At 50.1% G+C, this 17,100-nt stretch carries 17 protein-coding genes; 2 read left to right on the top strand and 15 right to left on the bottom strand.

Annotation, left to right across the window (positions count from 1 at the left end):
* Positions 1–18: 18 nt before the first annotated feature.
* The 6 genes from artJ to MNO13_RS16890 all read right to left on the bottom strand — a co-directional run bounded on the left by artJ (position 19) and on the right by MNO13_RS16890 (position 4,522).
* A complete protein-coding gene (artJ, locus tag MNO13_RS16915; protein WP_232886478.1) occupies positions 19–750 on the bottom strand; it encodes an arginine ABC transporter substrate-binding protein ArtJ in 732 nt (243 codons plus the stop codon).
* A gap of 162 nt (positions 751–912) precedes the next feature.
* A complete protein-coding gene (gene artM / locus MNO13_RS16910) occupies positions 913–1,581 on the bottom strand; it encodes an arginine ABC transporter permease ArtM (RefSeq protein ID WP_064548304.1) in 669 nt (222 codons plus the stop codon).
* Entirely contained in the window at positions 1,581–2,297 is a 717-nt protein-coding gene (artQ, locus tag MNO13_RS16905) for an arginine ABC transporter permease ArtQ (RefSeq protein WP_133522486.1), read from the bottom strand. The genes artM and artQ overlap by 1 nt, the downstream gene beginning before the upstream one ends.
* 5 nt (positions 2,298–2,302) lie before the next feature.
* Positions 2,303–3,034 carry an arginine ABC transporter substrate-binding protein ArtI gene (gene artI, locus MNO13_RS16900; protein WP_241939033.1) on the bottom strand — a complete coding sequence of 244 codons (732 nt, stop codon included), beginning with the start codon at positions 3,032–3,034 and terminating at the stop codon, positions 2,303–2,305.
* A 19-nt stretch (positions 3,035–3,053) separates the two neighbouring features.
* Positions 3,054–3,782, bottom strand: a complete 729-nt coding sequence (gene artP, locus MNO13_RS16895) for an arginine ABC transporter ATP-binding protein ArtP (RefSeq protein ID WP_064548321.1) — start codon at positions 3,780–3,782, stop codon at positions 3,054–3,056.
* Between the two features lie 212 nt (positions 3,783–3,994).
* A complete protein-coding gene (locus tag MNO13_RS16890) occupies positions 3,995–4,522 on the bottom strand; it encodes a lipoprotein (protein WP_121813970.1) in 528 nt (175 codons plus the stop codon).
* A 107-nt stretch (positions 4,523–4,629) separates the two neighbouring features.
* On the opposite strand from MNO13_RS16890, the gene MNO13_RS16885 reads away from it, so the two are divergent.
* Positions 4,630–4,953, top strand: coding sequence for a heavy metal-binding domain-containing protein (locus MNO13_RS16885; RefSeq protein WP_064548296.1), 324 nt, complete (start codon positions 4,630–4,632; stop codon positions 4,951–4,953).
* Complete coding sequence (locus MNO13_RS16880) at positions 4,950–5,795, top strand: N-acetylmuramoyl-L-alanine amidase (protein ID WP_064548294.1); 846 nt, start codon at positions 4,950–4,952, stop codon at positions 5,793–5,795. Before MNO13_RS16885 ends, MNO13_RS16880 begins: the two co-directional genes overlap by 4 nt.
* A gap of 66 nt (positions 5,796–5,861) precedes the next feature.
* Here MNO13_RS16880 and MNO13_RS16875 read toward each other — a convergent pair whose 3' ends face one another.
* The 9 genes from MNO13_RS16875 to aqpZ form a co-directional block, all read right to left on the bottom strand.
* Entirely contained in the window at positions 5,862–6,827 is a 966-nt protein-coding gene (locus tag MNO13_RS16875) for a glycosyltransferase family 2 protein (protein WP_241939032.1), read from the bottom strand.
* Positions 6,828–6,861: 34 nt separating this feature from the next.
* A complete protein-coding gene (locus tag MNO13_RS16870; RefSeq protein WP_237930119.1) occupies positions 6,862–7,875 on the bottom strand; it encodes an NAD-dependent epimerase/dehydratase family protein in 1,014 nt (337 codons plus the stop codon).
* Positions 7,876–7,966: 91 nt separating this feature from the next.
* Positions 7,967–9,415: an SDR family oxidoreductase gene (locus MNO13_RS16865; RefSeq protein ID WP_064548292.1), complete on the bottom strand. Its 1,449-nt coding sequence runs from the start codon at positions 9,413–9,415 to the stop codon at positions 7,967–7,969.
* Positions 9,416–9,432: 17 nt separating this feature from the next.
* Entirely contained in the window at positions 9,433–10,434 is a 1,002-nt protein-coding gene (gene ltaE / locus MNO13_RS16860) for a low-specificity L-threonine aldolase (protein WP_064548290.1), read from the bottom strand.
* Between the two features lie 38 nt (positions 10,435–10,472).
* The gene (poxB, locus tag MNO13_RS16855) at positions 10,473–12,194 is read right to left on the bottom strand and encodes a ubiquinone-dependent pyruvate dehydrogenase (RefSeq protein WP_064548288.1); all 1,722 of its coding nucleotides are present in this window, start codon (positions 12,192–12,194) and stop codon (positions 10,473–10,475) included.
* 104 nt (positions 12,195–12,298) lie between these two features.
* On the bottom strand, positions 12,299–13,267 hold the full coding sequence (hcr, locus tag MNO13_RS16850) for an NADH oxidoreductase (RefSeq protein ID WP_241939031.1): 969 nt from the start codon (positions 13,265–13,267) through the stop codon (positions 12,299–12,301).
* A 9-nt stretch (positions 13,268–13,276) separates the two neighbouring features.
* On the bottom strand, positions 13,277–14,929 hold the full coding sequence (gene hcp / locus MNO13_RS16845) for a hydroxylamine reductase (protein ID WP_064548284.1): 1,653 nt from the start codon (positions 14,927–14,929) through the stop codon (positions 13,277–13,279).
* A 143-nt stretch (positions 14,930–15,072) separates the two neighbouring features.
* Entirely contained in the window at positions 15,073–15,972 is a 900-nt protein-coding gene (locus MNO13_RS16840; protein WP_064548282.1) for a LysO family transporter, read from the bottom strand.
* A gap of 159 nt (positions 15,973–16,131) precedes the next feature.
* A complete protein-coding gene (aqpZ, locus tag MNO13_RS16835) occupies positions 16,132–16,827 on the bottom strand; it encodes an aquaporin Z (protein ID WP_064548280.1) in 696 nt (231 codons plus the stop codon).
* Positions 16,828–17,100: the final 273 nt, after the last annotated feature.

Here is a 17,100-nt window from a genome sequence, read left to right as displayed (position 1 = left end):
GCAGGGTGAGGGCAATAATTACTGCGGGAACCACTGCTCACTAATCTTCTGATACGTCCCGTCAGCTTTAATTGCCGCCAGTGCCGTATTCAGTTTAGTTAACAGCGCCTGGTTATCCGGACGCACCGCAATACCCAGCCCAGTACCGAAGTATTCTGCGTCGGTCACATGCTCACCGACGGTGCCTAGCTGCGGGTTAGTTTTCAGCCACTCATTTACCACTGCTGTGTCACCAAACACCCCATCAATACGGCCATTCTTCAGGTCGATAATCGCATTCTGGTAGCTATCGTAAGAAACCGTTTTAATTTCAGGATGTTTTTCCTGGAGATATTTCTGGTGTGTGGTGCCATTTTCCATCCCGATACGTTTGCCTTTCAGTTCGTCAAAAGATTTAAACGCACCTTTTTTGGCAATCACAACCGCCGAGTTGGCGTAGTACGGCGTGGTGAAGGAAACTTGTTTGCTACGCTCAGGCGTAATGTCCATGCCTGAAATCACCGCGTCATATTTGCGGAATTTAAGCGACGGGATCAGGCTGTCAAACGCGTGGTTTGTGAATGTGCATTCAGCCTGCATTTGTTTGCATAAAGCTTTCGCCAAATCGATATCAAAACCGACAATCTGATTGTTGGCATCAAGCGATTCAAATGGCGGATAAGTGGCCGAAGAGCCAAAGTTGATTTTATCTGCTGCGGCCACGCTAAATGCGGCTGTAGCGAACATAGCGGCCAAAATAAACTTCTTCATGTGTGTTGCTCCCGTCTGTCGTGTTTTATTGTTTTCACCGTTTCCCGGCGTCAAAAAATCATGCCAGTAAATGAATTTATATGCAAATAAAACGTATAATTATATTTATATGGGTGCAAAAAAGGCGGGGAGTCCCCGCCTTTATGATTCATTAACGATCTCTTAGTTACGGCGTTCGAACGCCAATGCGCGGCGCTCTATCACTCGCATTAGCAGCGTCAGTAATCCGTTAACGACCAGATAAACCAGACCAGCAGCCCCGAATACCATCACATCGTAAGTGCGTCCGTACAGCAGTTGCCCGTGCCCCATCACTTCCATTAGCGTAATGGTGTACGCCAGAGAAGTACTTTTAAACACTAAAACCACTTCGTTCGAGTAAGAAGAAAGTGCGCGTTTAAATGCATAAGGCAGCAAAATCGCCAGGGTGTCTTTCTTGCTCATACCCAAAGCACCGCATGACTGCCACTGCCCATCAGGGATAGCGCGGATCGCACCGTAAAATAGTTGTGTTGTATAGGCTGCACTGTTCAACGACAGCGCAATCAATGCGCACAACCACGGTTCAGAAAGCAGGTGCCACAAAACTGGGTAATTCTGAATCGCCGGAAATTGACCTGGGCCGTAGTAAATCAGGAAGATTTGCACCAGCAAAGGCGTACCGGTAAACAGAGTAATGTAGACACGCACAAAGTGAACCAGCACTGGTGTTTTCAGCGTCAGAACGATGGTGAAAAACAGCGATAAAATCAGTGCGACGACAATCGATGCCACGGTGAGAGTCAGGCTGGTGTGCAGGCCTTTAAACAATTCTGGTAAATACTCAAGCATCAGCCAGGCCTCCGTTCAAAACGTGTCGCTCGCTGGTCAATACGCTTGAGAACGTACTGGCTAATGAGTGTGATCACGAGGTAGATGGCTGCCGCTACTACATACCAGGTAAATGGCTCCTGAGTACGGGTGGCGATGCTTTTAGTTTGTAGCATCAAATCATTAACGCTAATCAGCGAAACCAGTGCGGTATCTTTCAGTAAAACTAACCACTGATTACCTAAACCCGGTAACGCATGACGCCACATTTGCGGCATCACCAGACGGAAGAAAATTGCAGCTTTCGACAGACCTAAAGCCTGACCGGATTCCCATTGCCCAATTGGCACGGCTTTGAGTGCACCACGCAAAGTCTGCGAAGCATAAGCCGAATAGAGCAGGGAAAGCGCAATCACGCCGCACAAGAACGGGCTGACATCGAAATTCTCAATTTGTAATTGGATGGGGATTTGTACAAAACCGAGGTTGAGGACAAAACCATCCGAGAGGATCAGCAGTAGCTGTGAGGAGCCGAAATAAATAAACAGCACCACCAGAATTTCAGGCAGGCCGCGCAGCACCGTTACCAGAGCTGAACCCAGCCAGGCAATTGGGCGCCATTTCGCAGACTCCCATACGGCGAAAACCATCGCCAGAGCCAGGCCGATTGCCAGCGCACAAACGGCAAGGCCGACGGTCATCCCGGCGGCGCTCGCTAAAGGAAACATTTCGTTCATTCAGATTACTTCTGGAACCATTTTTCGTAGATGGTCTGATAAGTCCCATCTTTCTTCACTTTTTCCAGCGCCGTGTTGAACTTAGCCTGTAAATCAGTGTTGCCCTGACGAACCGCGATGCCCAGACCGGTACCGAAGTAACCTTTGTCTGTTACTTTATCGCCAATAGCGGCCAGTTTTGGTTCAGCTTTCAGCCATTCGGTCACGACAGCTGTGTCACCAAATACCGCGTCGATACGGCCATTTTGCAGATCCAGTTTCGCGTTCTGGTAGCTATCGTAAGGAACGGTAGTGATTTCCGGATGTTTATCCATGATGAATTTCTGGTGCGTGGTGCCGTTCTGTACGCCAACTTTCTTGCCTTTCAGCGCCGCAATATCAGCAACTTTGCTTTTCTGGCCGATAAACAATGCAGAGTTATCGTAGTAAGGGGTGCTGAACAGAACTTGTTTTTCACGCTCTGGAGTGATGTCCATACCGGCCATAACCGCGTCGATACGACGGAATTTCAGGCTTGGGATCAGGCTGTCAAAAGACTGGTTTGAGAAAGTGCAGGTTGCATCAATTTCTTTACACAGTGCGTTTGCTAAATCGACATCAAAACCAACGATTTTATTGCTGGCATCCATAGATTCAAACGGAGGGTAAGACGCTTCCGTAGCAAAACGAATCGTTTGTGCAGCCGTCGCGGAAAGGCTCAGGCTGGCTAATAATGTGGCAAGCAGAACTTTTTTCATGGTTATTTTCCCGGATACATCAGTGTGACAGATAGAATTTAAACGCTTCGGTCTGTGGTTTTGCGAAACAACTCGCATCACCTTGTTCAACGATGTGGCCATTTTCCATGTAAACCACGCGGCTTGCGGTTTTACGCGCAACTTCCACTTCGTGGGTCACGATGACCTGAGTGATGTTGGTTTCAGCCAACTCACGAATAATGCTGACGATTTGTGCGGTGATTTCTGGGTCCAGCGCTGCGGTTGGTTCATCAAACAGCAGAATCTGTGGTTCCATCATCAATGCTCGGGCAATCGCGACACGCTGCTGCTGGCCACCGGAAAGGTGGAGAGGATAGCGGTCCATGTAAGGTTTCAGGCGTAAACGCTCAAGCAGTTTATCTGCACGAAGGCGGGCTTCATCTTTGCTGATCCCAAGGACGCGGCAAGGCGCTTCCATCAGGTTTTGCAGCACAGTGAGGTGAGGCCAAAGATTGTATTGCTGGAACACCATGCCCACATTGCGACGTAACTCACGAATGGCTTTATCGCCAGGCGCTTTTGTAAAGTCGAAATGGTTGTCTGCAATGGTGAGTTGCCCGGAGCGCGGCATCTCAAGCAGGTTGAGTACGCGCAAAAGCGAGCTTTTGCCTGCGCCGCTTGGACCAAGCAGCACCAGCGTTTCGCCCTGTGGGCAACTAAGGGTGATATCGAACAGCGCTTGATGTGCGCCGTAAAAACAATTAATGCCGTTTAGTTGAATACTCATGCGCATAACTTGAATAGCAATTGAAGCCGCAAAGGGTACCTTTAACAGAATAGTTATGCAATCTTTGTGCGTTAAAACCTAAAAATAACTACTCCCACGCCTTAAAGGTAGCACAATATAGCGGGGCGGGAGGGGGGCAAGAATAAATGTCGGAGTTATCAGAAAATTCCAGACTATTTACATGGGTTACCTTACCTCTCCCGCAGGGAAAATTACTCGGTTTCTATTGCCTGACGCAGGCTGCCAGAAGGCGCATGGCTGTTTATCCCGAGATAACGCACGTCATCGACCGCCCAGCACTGGCCTGCACGAATCATCAGCACCTCATCTTGCCAGCTTTGACTGCCTTTTGTGAGGTCCACTCGTAGCGGGATATTGCGCGCATCGGTGTTAGGAATAGTTGACGAAGAAGCCACTGTTGCACTGTCTGCGCCATCTGCGTTGCTGGTAAACATGTTGCTGCGCATAAACTCATTTTGTGCATTTGGCGAAGCGCTGGCTTTTTGCATTTGTGCAGCAAGGTCATCACTCAGATACGGACGCAAGCCGGTAATGGCGCTGCTGCCCTGAGTTTTATGGCTTATTTGATAGTCGTAAAATTTCTGTGCCACGCTATCCGGGCCACCTTCAATACAAGGGCCGTTGCGGGTACCAATATCTTTAAACGCGGGTGTTACGGGGGTAGTACAGGCCGTGAGGAACATCGCGCACGGAAGAAGAACCAAAACTGAGCTGCGCATTTTTATTTCCTTATTTTCTCAGGAGGACTAACTTAGCATAGCGTATCGCTGTCAAAATGCGTGGCAGGTTCTACGCTAAGATATTGATCCAAAGAGAGGAGAAGCTTATGCAGTTTACAACGACCCCTACGCTCGAAGGGCAGAGCATCACAGAGTATTGTGGCGTGGTGACAGGGGAGGCGATTCTGGGCGCCAATATTTTTCGCGACTTTTTCGCTGGAGTCCGCGATATCGTCGGTGGCCGTTCCGGTGCATACGAAAAAGAGTTGCGTAAAGCGCGTGAAATCGCGTTTAGAGAATTGCAGGAACAAGCAGAAAGTTTGGGCGCTAATGCCGTGGTCGGTATCGATATTGACTACGAAACCGTGGGAAAAGAAGGGAGCATGCTGATGGTGAGCGTCACCGGTACTGCGGTGAAAACGCAACGATGAAAGGCCGTCTAGCCACATTTTTAATCGCGATTTTGCTGGCGGGGTGTGCCAGCAAACCTCAAGTTGCCGATAAAACCGTTGTTGATAAAGGCGATTTTAAAGTCGACACCAGCCACACTGCGCGGGCAGCTTATCCACGTGTGAAAGTGTTGGTTATTCACTACACCGCCGATGATTTTGCCGGTTCGTTATCCACGTTGACTGACCAAAATGTCAGTTCTCACTACTTGATACCCGATACGCCACCGACATCCGGCGGCAAACCGGTTATCTGGCAACTGGTGCCTGAAAGTGAACTGGCGTGGCATGCCGGGGTAAGTTTCTGGCGTGGTGCCACCCGCATTAATGACACCTCGATTGGTATTGAACTGGAGAATAAAGGTTTCACGCGCCAGGGCCGCGCAAAGCAGTTCTATCCGTTCAATGCGCCGCAGATCTCGGTGCTGGAGAAACTGGCGAAAGTGATTATCGCTCGCTATCAAATCCAGCCGCAAAACGTGGTCGCACATGCGGATATTGCCCCGCAGCGTAAAGTTGATCCTGGCCCGTTATTCCCGTGGCAGCAACTGGCACAGCAGGGTGTGGGTGCCTGGCCGGATGCTAACAGAGTTGCCTTTTATCTGAATGGCCGTGGTCCGTACCAACCGGTGGATAAACGAGGTTTGCTTGATTTGCTATCGCGTTATGGTTATCAGGTGACGCCTGAAATGACGTCGGAGCAGCAAAAGAGAGTGATTCAGGCTTTCCAGATGCACTTCCGTCCAAAAGAATATTCTGGCCAGCCGGATGCGCAAACGGAGGCAATTGCAGAAGCGTTACTTGAGAAGTACGGGCAGGGGTAAACCTGCCTTTCTACCACTTGAATTAGCGAGTCTAATTACCGATGCAAAAGTTTTCGCAGCGGTAATTTATTTTTTCCTCATTCTCACAATTGTACTCAGATATAGCGGCAGAATAATTATCTGCATTTTTCTGGAAAGCCTGAACTCACCTATAAACGTCATTAGAGCGGTTCTTAACTTCAACTGTTCTTTAACGGGGAGTTTTGAGTTTTTATTTTTTATAATGGTATATTTTATAAAATTGAAAACGCGTTGAACAGTAGGGAATAAAATCTCTAATGTATCAGGTTTGTCTTGCGCCATTTTTGCAAGGGCGCAGACAACATATACTAAATCTAAAAGATCTTTTTGTCTGAAGGTTTGTGTAATGCTTTTTTTATGGAAACGATACCAGATGAGGGATTTGCTAATACCATAAATACATTTACTGTTTAAATATAGAGCAGGGATAGTACTCATGTCTTCATATAGTCTTCCAGTCGGGAACTCCACGTTGTTATCCAAAAACAGCGAGGTTTTGTAAACCCTGGCCCATGGATACCACTTACAACGCTGAAATGCTGGCTTGAGCTGATTGATTGAACATATCTGATTTTTCCTGGTAAAAACTGCACAGTCGATATGCTCGACAATATTGCTGGTTTCATGCTCAAACTGCTCTGCATTAAACTCAATAATATCAACTGTAGAATCGTTGAGGACGGGTAAAATCTCTGACCAGAAGTCACTATGGTAAAAATCATCTGAGTCTAACAGGGATATGTATTTGCCTTGCGCTACATGTATCCCTTTATTTCTTGATGCAGAAAGTCCCGCATTTTCCTGGGTTATAACTTTAATGTTTTTACCAGGATATTGTTGAACAGTGTCTGTAATGATATCCAGACTATTATCTGTAGAACCGTCGTTTATCACGATGACTTCAATGTTTTCATCAATAAACGGTAGGACAGAAAGCAAGCATTCGGAAATATACTCAGATGAGTTATAGCATGGAATTATAATGCTTAGTGTTATGCGACTACAATCCATGCTAAATCCTTAAATCAATTTTCTTTGATATTACTTATTTTTTTGATATTTGACCGTGATCGCGTAACCACAGCGCGGTACGCCGAATGCCTTCATCTAACGTCACAATCGGCTGATAACCCAATTCTGTTTCTGCACGTGTGGTATCCAGCGTTAAATCAAAATTAAGTTTCGATACACCATAATGCGTTAGTGCAGGTTCCTTGGCGGATTTGTCGCCAAAACGCTCCATGCTGCGAGCGATAATATCCAGCATTGGATACGGAACAGAGCGAATGCGGCACTTAATCTCTAAGTCATCAATCAGCTTTTGCACGATAACGCGCAACGGGCGAGCTTCCATATTGGTGATGTTATACGCGCGCCCCGAGGGTAACGATTCGCAACGCTGAGAGGCGAGCCACATCGCATGCACCGCATTCTCAAGATAAGTCATATCCACCATCGCATCGCCGCCGCGTGGCAACAAAACGCTGCCGTAGTGGCGCATCATATGCACCAGGCGTGGGAAAAAGACTTTGTCATGCGGGCCAAACAAACTTTGTGGGCGCAAAATGGTGAAGCGTGTGTGCGGGTTTGATTGCGCTAACAGCTGAATCACTTCTTCACTGGCGGCTTTACTGCGGGCAAATTCGTTAGCAAAGCGGACAGGGCGAAATTCTTCGCTGATATTGCGATGGTGGTGGTAATCAAAGTAGAGCGACGGCGAGGAAATATGCACGAAGTTACGTACACCCCAGGCAACGGCCCATTCACCTAAGCGACGAGTGGCACGGACGTTAGCCAGATCGAACGCTTGCTGAGTCCCCCACGGTGAGGTGAAGCTCGAGCAATGCCAAAGCGTATCGACATCAGCCAGCATTACCTTGGCCTGCGAGGAAACCAATTCGGTAAGGTCAGCGTGAATAAACTCTGCACCCATTTTTTCCAGCAGTTTACCCATGGCTTCATTGCGCCCGGTAGCCCGAACGCTGATGCCTTTAGCGCAAAGAAACTCGACCGCGTTTCGGCCTAAGCCGCTGGTGGCGCCCGTTACCAGTACCTTCATGTCAACCAACTCATGATAATTGAGATTTACGCTGCGCATTTTTCCGTGAAATGGCAGCGCTTGCAATGGGAATACCAAAGATTAGGAGAACTTAACGGACTTTATGTGACAATTGTTCGGAAAGTTGACAAATCCGTCTGGCCATACCACGGAAAATAAACAGATGCGCGGGGATCATCACCAACCAGTAGAACAAACCGGCTGTTCCGTGCGGATGCCACCATGCGCGCACATCAAGCGAACGATGCTTGCCGTGGTCGCGTAAGGTGAATGAAAGCCTCCCAAGCCCTGGCGCTTTCATCCCAAATAACAGCGTCAGCTCTTTTTGCGGCTCAACAATAATCACTTTCCAGCTATCAACTTGATCACCGACTTCGAGCATGTCGCGTGGCGGACGGCCTTTTGCCAGTTTATGCCCGACTAACAAATCCATGTAGCCGCGGGTTTTCCACAGAATATTGCCGAAGAAATAACCCTCTTTGCCGCCAATCTGATTCACTACTTGCCATAAATCTGCCAGTTCAGCCGTGGTATTTAGCGTACAACCTGCTTGCTTCGGGAAGTAGCCATACTCGGGACGCCAGCGGGCAAAGGCCTGTGCGTCGTATCCCCAGTCTTGTGAATTCGCGAGTTTATTTTCGTCTTCAAGCGTGATGCGCACTGCATCATCAAAATTCAGGAGTTGTTGCGGGATCAACGCGCGTAATTCGCGATCGTCCGCCAGAAGATCGTGTTTTAACCCCTGGATCAGCGCCTTGGCAATGGTCGGCGGCACGGAGGTGATCATGTTCAGGAACCACACTGAGATCCAACTGGTCGGCAGTGGAATCGGGATCAACGGGCGGCGTTTGCCGCTAATCGCCATAAAGCGCTCGAATTGTTGTTGGTAGCTCAATACTTCAGGGCCAGCGGCTTCAAAGACACGGTTTTCCTGTGAAGGATGCTTCAGTAGTTCGACTAAATAATGCAGTAAATTCTCAAGAGCGATAGGCGTAGTACGTGAGCGAACCCAGCGTGGCGGAGTGAGCACCGGTAGGTTGTAAACCATATCGCGCATCACTTCAAAAGCGGCGGAACCCGCGCCGACAATGATCCCCGCACGGACTTCAGTTACCGGTACGCCAGCATCACGTAAAATATCGGCGGTAAGCTGGCGAGCACGCAGGTGCTCAGAATCACCATCACCTTCCGGAGCTTGCAGCGAGCTGAGAAATATCAGCTGTTTTACCGGATGCGCGCGCAGTGCATCGCGCAAGTTGAGCGCTGTCTGGCGTTCATGGGCCACGAAATCCGCTCCGTCACCCATGCTATGCACCAGATAATAGAGCGTATCGACATCTTCCAGCAGCGCGGGGAGGGTCTCCGGCCATTGCAAATCGACATGGCGGCAGACGACCGAATCCCAGGGTTGTTTTTCCAGCCACTCAACCCGCCTTGCGGCGGCGGTAACATGATGCCCTGCCAGGGCAAGTTGCGGCACCAAATGCTGCCCTATATAGCCGCTTGCGCCGAGCACCAGAATATTTTGTGGCTGTGTCATCGTCCCTGAACCCTCACTTAGCGCTGTAAAAATGCCTGCCAGTGGGCAACCACTTCAGCCAGTTGTTGGCGATTCACATCAAGGTGCACGACCAGACGAGTGATTGGCCCTGCGCTCATCAGAACACCGCGTTCTTTCATGAACTTGCCAAGGCTTTCAGCCTGCTCAACCGGAACACGCGCAAACACCATATTGGTGTCCTGACGGGTCACATCGACGCCAATTTCACGTAATTCACCCGCCAGCCAGTGCGCGTTGTCGTGGTCTTCTTTCAGGCGCTGCACGTTATTCTCAAGAGCGTACAAACCTGCGGCTGCCAGAATACCGGCCTGACGCATACCGCCGCCGACCATTTTGCGCCAGCGCGTCGCACGTTTGATGTATTCGTGGCTGCCGACTAACAAAGAACCAACCGGCGTGGCGAGGCCTTTTGAGAGGCAAATCGTGAAGGTGTCGCAGTAGCGCACCACTTCTTCCAGCGTGCAGCCATATTCCACCACGGCGTTAAAGATACGCGCGCCGTCAACGTGCAAAGCCAGATTATGGTTGCGGCTAAATTCCCAGGCCTGCTTCAGATACTCACGCGGCAGAACTTTGCCGTTATGGGTATTTTCGAGGCTGAGCAGTTTGGTGCGCGCAAAGTGGATATCGTCTGGTTTAATCTTCGCGGCGACTTTATCAAGCGGCAGTGAACCATCTGGATTAGCATCAATAGGCTGCGGCTGAATACTGCCTAACACCGCAGCGCCACCGGCTTCGTAGAGGTAATTGTGCGCCAGTTGCCCAACAATATACTCTTCGCCACGTTCGCAATGGCTCAACAGCGCCACCAGGTTTGCCTGGGTGCCGGTTGGCAGAAATAGCGCCGCTTCTTTGCCGCTAAGTTTGGCGGCGTAATCTTGTAGTTCGTTGACCGTAGGGTCATCACCATAAACGTCATCGCCCGTTGGGGCTGCCATCATACGTTTGAGCATTTCTTCGCTCGGGCGGGTTACGGTGTCGCTGCGCAAGTCAATCACGGTCGATCCTTATTATTATCCTCAATTAAAGGAATGTTTTACCGGAACCAGTTGGTTTTCGCCAGTTCGATAACTTCATCACCGCGTCCGCTGATAATCGCACGCAGCATGTAAAGGCTGAATCCTTTGGCCTGCTCAAGCTTGATTTGCGGTGGGATCGCCAGCTCCTCTTTCGCCACTACCACGTCCACCAGAACGGGGCCGTCAATGCTAAAAGCACGCTGCAACGCGTTATCCAGCTCCTCGGCTTTTTCAACCCGAATACCCGTGATTCCGCAGGCGTTGGCGATATTGGCAAAATTAGTGGCATGCAGCTCGGTTCCGTCAGTCAGATAGCCGCCTGCTTTCATTTCCATCGCCACAAAACCCAGCACGCTGTTGTTAAACACCACAATTTTGATCGGCAACTTCATTTGCACGACCGAGAGAAAATCGCCCATCAACATGCTGAAACCGCCGTCGCCACACATCGCGACAACCTGTCGGTTTGGTGCAGTGGCTTTTGCGCCAAGCGCTTGCGGCATGGCGTTGGCCATTGAACCGTGAGTGAAAGAACCTAACAGGCGGCGTTGGCCGTTCATTTTCAGATAGCGCGCAGCCCAGACCGTTGGCGTGCCAACATCACAAGTAAAAATGGCGTCTTCGTCGGCAAAGTGGCTGATTTGCTGGGCGACATATTGCGGATGGATAACGTTGCCATCGCCAGCTTGTGCCAGTTCATCGAGGCTTTCACGGGCTTCGCGATAGTTATCCAGCGCTTTATCGAGGAAGCTGCGGTCGGTTTTTTCTTCCAGAAGTGGAAGCAGTGCCGCAAGCGTCGCTTTAACATCGCCAATTAACGCCATGTCCACTTTACTGTGAGCGCCGATACTGCCAGGGTTGATGTCTATTTGAATAATTTTCGCGTCCGTCGGGTAGAACGCGCGATACGGGAATTGGGTGCCAAGCAAGATCAGCGTGTCGGCATTCATCATGGTATGGAACCCGGACGAGAAGCCGATTAAGCCGGTCATACCGACATCATAAGGGTTGTCATACTCAACATGCTCCTTGCCGCGTAGCGCGTGAACAATCGGCGCTTTAAGGGTGGCGGCAAACTGCACTAATTCTTCATGCGCACCGGCACAACCGCTACCGCACATCAGAGCGATGTTGTCGTTATAGCGCAGTAATTGAGCAAGCTTTTTAAGCTCTTCGTGTGCCGGAATGACGACCGGTTGTGGCGCGGAATACCAGTGCGTGCTGGCGGTTTCTGGCGCGGGTTTTAACGCCACGTCGCCCGGTAAAACTATGACTGACACGCCACGATTAAGCACCGCTTTGCGCATCGCAATCGCCAGTACCTGGGGAATTTGTTCCGGGGATGACACCAGCTCGCAATAGTGGCTGCATTCGCGGAACAACTCTTCGGGATGGGTTTCCTGGAAATAACCGCTGCCAATTTCACTCGACGGAATATGTGCGGCAATCGCCAGCACTGGAACGCGGTTGCGGTGGCAGTCAAACAGGCCATTGATTAAATGCAAGTTACCAGGCCCGCACGAACCAGCACAAACCGCCAGTTCGCCGGAAAGATGCGCTTCCGCGCCTGCGGCAAACGCCGCGACTTCTTCATGGCGGGTGGGCATCCACTGGATAGTGCCCATGCGGTTCAGGCTGTCACTCAGGCCATTGAGGGAATCGCCAGTGACACCCCAGATACGTTTAACACCTGCGCTTTCGAGAGTTTTTGCCAGATAAGCGGCTACTGTCTGTTTCATTACTGCTCCTTGTCACGATTCAGTTAACGTAAACAAGCTTAGTCAAGGAAACAGAAGATACGGAGCAGAAAGTGCCACTCAAAATCAGAGTGGCACTAGTGGGTTCAAGCGAGAACTAAATCACCTTGCGGATGGCAACAGCAGGCCAGCACATAACCATTAGCAATGTCAGTGTCGGTCAGCGTCATCGTGCTGCTGACCGTGTAATCACCGGATTCGACTCGGGTTTTGCAACTTCCACAAACTCCTGCACGGCACGCGGCATTGACCGGAACACTGTTGCTTTCCAGCGCGGCCAGCAAGGTGCTGCCGACTGGTGCGTAGAACTCACGCAGCGGCTTTAAAGTGGTGAACTTCAAACCGTTATCGACGGGTGCTGCGACGGGGGTGAAGAATTTCTCCGAATAAAATTCACTCACGCCCAATGCTTTGACTTCTTTCTCAACCATTTCCATATAAGGCGCAGGGCCGCAGGTCATGACAGTACGCGAGGCAATGTCCGGAACGCTAGCCAGAATGTTATGCGTCAGGCGTCCAGCGATAAAACCATGCGTCGCATTATTCTCAGCAACCAGCGTCACCTGATAATTACGCCACTCCTGCGCAAAGATGACGTCTTCCGGTGAGCGGACGTTATAAATAACCTGTACATCGGCTTGTGGGCGATGTTTTGCTAACCAGCGGCGCATCGCCATAATTGGCGTTACGCCACAACCTGCCGCTAATAACAGGAAACGTTCGGCAGCCAGCTCTTCGCAGGTAAATTCCCCCTGGCCTTCTGACAGCCACAGGTAATCACCGACCTTCACTTGTTTTGTCAGCCATTGAGAGCCAACGCCATTCTCGATGCCACGGATAGTCAACGTAATGAACGGGCTGATTCCTGGTGTCGAAGAAATCGTGTAAGCGCGTAGTGTTTCGTCACTATTACGAATACTCACCAGCGCATATTGCCCGGCCTTGTAGGGATAAAAGTCGTGATTAATCAGCGACAGCGTCCAGACATCCGGCGTTTCCTGGTGAATATGGTGCACCTGCATACGATGCGGGCACAGTGGCGTTGGCATAGTCATGGTTGCTCCTTATGCGCTCATCAGCTGTTCAATATCTTGCTCAACGGTGGTAATGGCACGCAGGCCAAACTTCTCGTTCAGAACAGCTAACAGATTTGGCGTCAGGAAGCCTGGAGCGGTCGGGCCGGTGACGATGTTTGTCACGCCCAGCGACAGCAGGGTAAGAAGGATGACAATCGCTTTTTGCTCAAACCAGGACAGAACCAGGCTTAACGGCAAATCGTTGACGCCACAGCCGAGTTTTTCTGCGAGGGTGACAGCAAGAATAATCGCCGAATAAGCATCGTTACATTGACCGGCATCTACCAGGCGCGGCAAGCCTTCGATGTCACCGAAGTCCAGTTTGTTAAAACGATATTTACCGCAGGCAAGGGTCAGAATCAGGCAATCTTTCGGCACGCTGGTGGCGAAGTCGGTGAAGTAGCTACGTTCGCCGCGCTCGCCGTCACAACCGCCGACCAGGAAGATGTGGCGCAGTTTTTCGCGGCTGACCAAATCAATCAGTGTATCGGCAGCACCCAGCAGAGTCTGACGACCAAAGCCGACAGTGATCAGATGTTCGATTTCGCTGTACGGGAAGCCCGCCATTTGTTGCGCCTGGGTAATCACTGAGGTGAAATCATCGCCTTCAAGGTGACTAACGCCCGGCCAGCCAACGATGCTGCGTGTCCAGATGCGGTCGGTATAAGAGCCGACTTCTGGGTTAATGATGCAGTTGGAAGTCATCACTATTGGGCCAGGGAAACGGGCAAATTCGCTCTGTTGATTCTGCCAGCCGCTGCCGTAGTTACCGACCATATGCTTGAATTTACGCAGTTCCGGATAACCGTGTGCTGGCAGCATTTCGCCATGGGTGTAGACGTTTACGCCTGTGCCTTCAGTCTGTTCCAGCAGGTTGTAGAGATCTTTCAGGTCGTGGCCGGAGATCAAAATACATTTGCCTGCAACCGGACGGACATTCACTTGCGATGGGGTCGGATGGCCGTATTTTTCGGTTTCACCGTGATCCAGAATGCTCATCACTTTGAAGTTCATCTGGCCGATTTCCATCGAGCATTCCAGCAGTGCGCCCATATCTGCAGGCCAGGTGCCGAGCCACGCCATAATTTTATGGTACTGCGCGTAGATGTCGTTGTCGTACTGACCGAGTACGTGGGCGTGTTCCATGTACGCTGCGGCGCCTTTCAGGCCGTACAGGCATAACAGGCGCAGACCAAGAATATCTTCACCGATTTCTGCTTTATCACGGTTTGGCGCGAATTCTGCCGCCTGGCGTTGCAGGTCGCCCAAATCGCTGCTGACCAGTTGCAGTTCAGCCATTGGGTTAGTGACGGTGGTGTTTGGGTTAATCGCCAGAGTGCGTGCTTTCAGGCTTTCGCGCAGCGCGATGGCTTCTTGCGCGTAACCGACAATGCGTGGCGAGTCGAAGTTAACGTTAGTGAGGGTTGAGAAGAAAGCGCGTGGCGCAAAGTTGTCGATGTCATGGTCGATAATGCCGGCTTCACGTGCGGCAATCGCCCATGCAGACAGCCCCTGTAATGCAGCAATCAGCAGATCCTGGAGATCAGAAGTTTCAGCCGTTTTGCCACACATCCCCTGAGCGTAAGAGCAGCCGTTGCCTGCCGGGGTGCGGATTGTTTGTTCACATTGCACACAAAACATAATCGTACCTTTTAAAGTTATATTTGATATACATCTTTAAGGTTATGCTCAGTACTGCACCGGGAAAAGGTATTTTTAATGCAACTTAAAAGGAGATTGATTTAGCGCAATTTTGGCGGCAGGAACCTACCGCCAATGAGGTATCAGGAGGCGAAAAAAGCCATTAATAGCGGAGTCAGTAAGCTGAGGATAAAGCCGTGAACAATCGCCGCCGGGACAATTTCCAGACCGCCACTGCGTTGCAGTACCGGGAGTGTGAAATCCATTGATGTTGCGCCGGACAACCCGAGAGCGGTTGAACGACTGCGGCGCACCAGACCGGGAATCAACATGATGGCAATCAGTTCCCGCGCCAGGTCGTTGAAGAACGCCGCGCTGCCGATCACCGGGCCATAAGATTCCGTCATCAAAATACCGGAAAGTGAATACCAGCCGAAGCCTGACGCCATGGCTAAGCCGGTTTTGATTGGCAGGTCGAGAATAAAGGCGTTGATGACGCCGCCCGCCATTGAGCTGAGCACCACAACAACGGCGACAATCATGCCGCGGCGATTTAATACGATCTGCTTTAAGGTCATGCCGCTATTACGCAGTTGAATCCCCACCAGTAATAACAGGAAGATTAGCGTGTATTCACTGGCGTCTGTAGCGTGTTGCAGAATCGGCCATGCCGTTAGACCGAGTGCAAATCCTGCAATCACCACGCCGCACAGTTTGAGAGATTCCAGCGCCATCGCTATGCGCGAAGGAAGCTTTTCTTGTTCATGATTGTGTCGCCATGGCATAGAGCGCTCAAGCCACAGCAACGCTGCCGCATTGCAAAGCAATAACACCACAACGCTAACCGCGGCATATTGAAATATCGCCAGCAGGTTACTGGCCAGGTTATCGAGAAATGCGAGGCTGATGCCCATGAAAAATAGAATGACATAAACAATCCAGCTCAGCAGGCGATTAATAAGCTTGAGCAGACTGGTTTGTTTTAATGGAATGAGATAACCGACGATCAGCGGTACTAAGATAATTAACAATCCCGAAAACATGGTGCGGACAATCCTTGCAAAAAAAGTAACGGCGTATGTCACACTACCCAAAGAAAGGGAATGAGTAAAGCTACGAAAAAAGAGGTTTTTTATGCAGATTACATGCGGCGGGATAAAGCTTTTGGCGTAGGGCAGAAGAATCCGCCCTACGCGAGTCAATTAGTGACGTTTTTCCAGCAATGTGCGGTAGATAACGCCGCCCAGGATACCGCCAATAATTGGCATCACCCAGAATAACCACAGCTGTTGTAAGGCCCAACCCCCCTGGAAGATAGCCACCGCAGTACTACGCGCTGGGTTCACAGAAGTATTAGTCACTGGAATGCTGATCAAGTGAATCAACGTCAGTGCCAGGCCGATAGCAATCGGTGCAAAACCGGCGGGAGCAAATTTATCTGTTGCGCCATGAATAACAATCAAGAAGCCGCAGGTTAATACGATTTCAATAATGATTGCTGACAGCATGGAATAATGGTCTGGCGAATGTTCGCCATAGCCATTTGAAGCAAAGCCACTAGCCGCCGCATCAAAACCACTTTTACCGCTGGCAATTAAATAGAGAATACCGGCAGCCACGATGCCGCCAATAACTTGCGCAACAAGATAGCCAATGACTTCTTTGGCAGGGAAACGACCGCCGGCCCATAAACCCAGAGTAACAGCAGGGTTAAAGTGACCGCCGGAAATATGACCGACAGCATAAGCCATCGTTAATACGGTTAAGCCAAAAGCTAATGCAACCCCAGCAAAACCTATTCCTAATTGCGGATAAGCCGCCGCCAGTACCGCACTCCCACAGCCACCAAATACTAACCAAAACGTACCAAAAAATTCTGCCGCTAATTTCCTAAACATAACCACCTCTGCATTTCAAAAAATTGAATTCCGGGCGAGGTATATAATGGCACCTACCCGATTATTGTTTGTTACAACCATGAAAGATGTAACGTTAATAATAAAAGAGCAGTGATATTAATGAGTTCGCTATGTCATAACTAGTCTATTAAATCCTCATAAATTGACGTGGGGCAATGCGATGTCATTCTTTTCAACAACATACGCGTTTATTGTGTACAAAGTTTATTAATAAATAAGAATCATCTTGGAATGAAAATGTTTTACAACAGT

It is taken from the genome of Buttiauxella ferragutiae, from assembly GCF_022637515.1.
Lineage (GTDB): Bacteria > Pseudomonadota > Gammaproteobacteria > Enterobacterales > Enterobacteriaceae > Buttiauxella > Buttiauxella ferragutiae.
The sequence above is the reverse complement of the archived record's forward strand: the minus strand, read 5'-3'. Positions and strand labels throughout refer to the sequence as shown.

Excerpts from the sequence above, each read along its gene's own strand:
- artJ (WP_232886478.1), bottom strand. The coding sequence starts at position 750 with ATGAAGAAGTTTATTTTGGCCGCTATGTTCGCTACAGCCGCATTTAGC.
- artM (WP_064548304.1), bottom strand. The coding sequence starts at position 1,581 with ATGCTTGAGTATTTACCAGAATTGTTTAAAGGCCTGCACACCAGCCTG.
- artQ (WP_133522486.1), bottom strand. The coding sequence starts at position 2,297 with ATGAACGAAATGTTTCCTTTAGCGAGCGCCGCCGGGATGACCGTCGGC.
- artI (WP_241939033.1), bottom strand. The coding sequence starts at position 3,034 with ATGAAAAAAGTTCTGCTTGCCACATTATTAGCCAGCCTGAGCCTTTCC.
- artP (WP_064548321.1), bottom strand. The coding sequence starts at position 3,782 with ATGAGTATTCAACTAAACGGCATTAATTGTTTTTACGGCGCACATCAA.
- MNO13_RS16890 (WP_121813970.1), bottom strand. The coding sequence starts at position 4,522 with ATGCGCAGCTCAGTTTTGGTTCTTCTTCCGTGCGCGATGTTCCTCACG.
- MNO13_RS16885 (WP_064548296.1), top strand. The coding sequence starts at position 4,630 with ATGCAGTTTACAACGACCCCTACGCTCGAAGGGCAGAGCATCACAGAG.
- MNO13_RS16880 (WP_064548294.1), top strand. The coding sequence starts at position 4,950 with ATGAAAGGCCGTCTAGCCACATTTTTAATCGCGATTTTGCTGGCGGGG.
- MNO13_RS16875 (WP_241939032.1), bottom strand. The coding sequence starts at position 6,827 with ATGGATTGTAGTCGCATAACACTAAGCATTATAATTCCATGCTATAAC.
- MNO13_RS16870 (WP_237930119.1), bottom strand. The coding sequence starts at position 7,875 with ATGAAGGTACTGGTAACGGGCGCCACCAGCGGCTTAGGCCGAAACGCG.
- MNO13_RS16865 (WP_064548292.1), bottom strand. The coding sequence starts at position 9,415 with ATGACACAGCCACAAAATATTCTGGTGCTCGGCGCAAGCGGCTATATA.
- poxB (WP_064548288.1), bottom strand. The coding sequence starts at position 12,194 with ATGAAACAGACAGTAGCCGCTTATCTGGCAAAAACTCTCGAAAGCGCA.
- hcr (WP_241939031.1), bottom strand. The coding sequence starts at position 13,267 with ATGACTATGCCAACGCCACTGTGCCCGCATCGTATGCAGGTGCACCAT.
- hcp (WP_064548284.1), bottom strand. The coding sequence starts at position 14,929 with ATGTTTTGTGTGCAATGTGAACAAACAATCCGCACCCCGGCAGGCAAC.
- MNO13_RS16840 (WP_064548282.1), bottom strand. The coding sequence starts at position 15,972 with ATGTTTTCGGGATTGTTAATTATCTTAGTACCGCTGATCGTCGGTTAT.
- aqpZ (WP_064548280.1), bottom strand. The coding sequence starts at position 16,827 with ATGTTTAGGAAATTAGCGGCAGAATTTTTTGGTACGTTTTGGTTAGTA.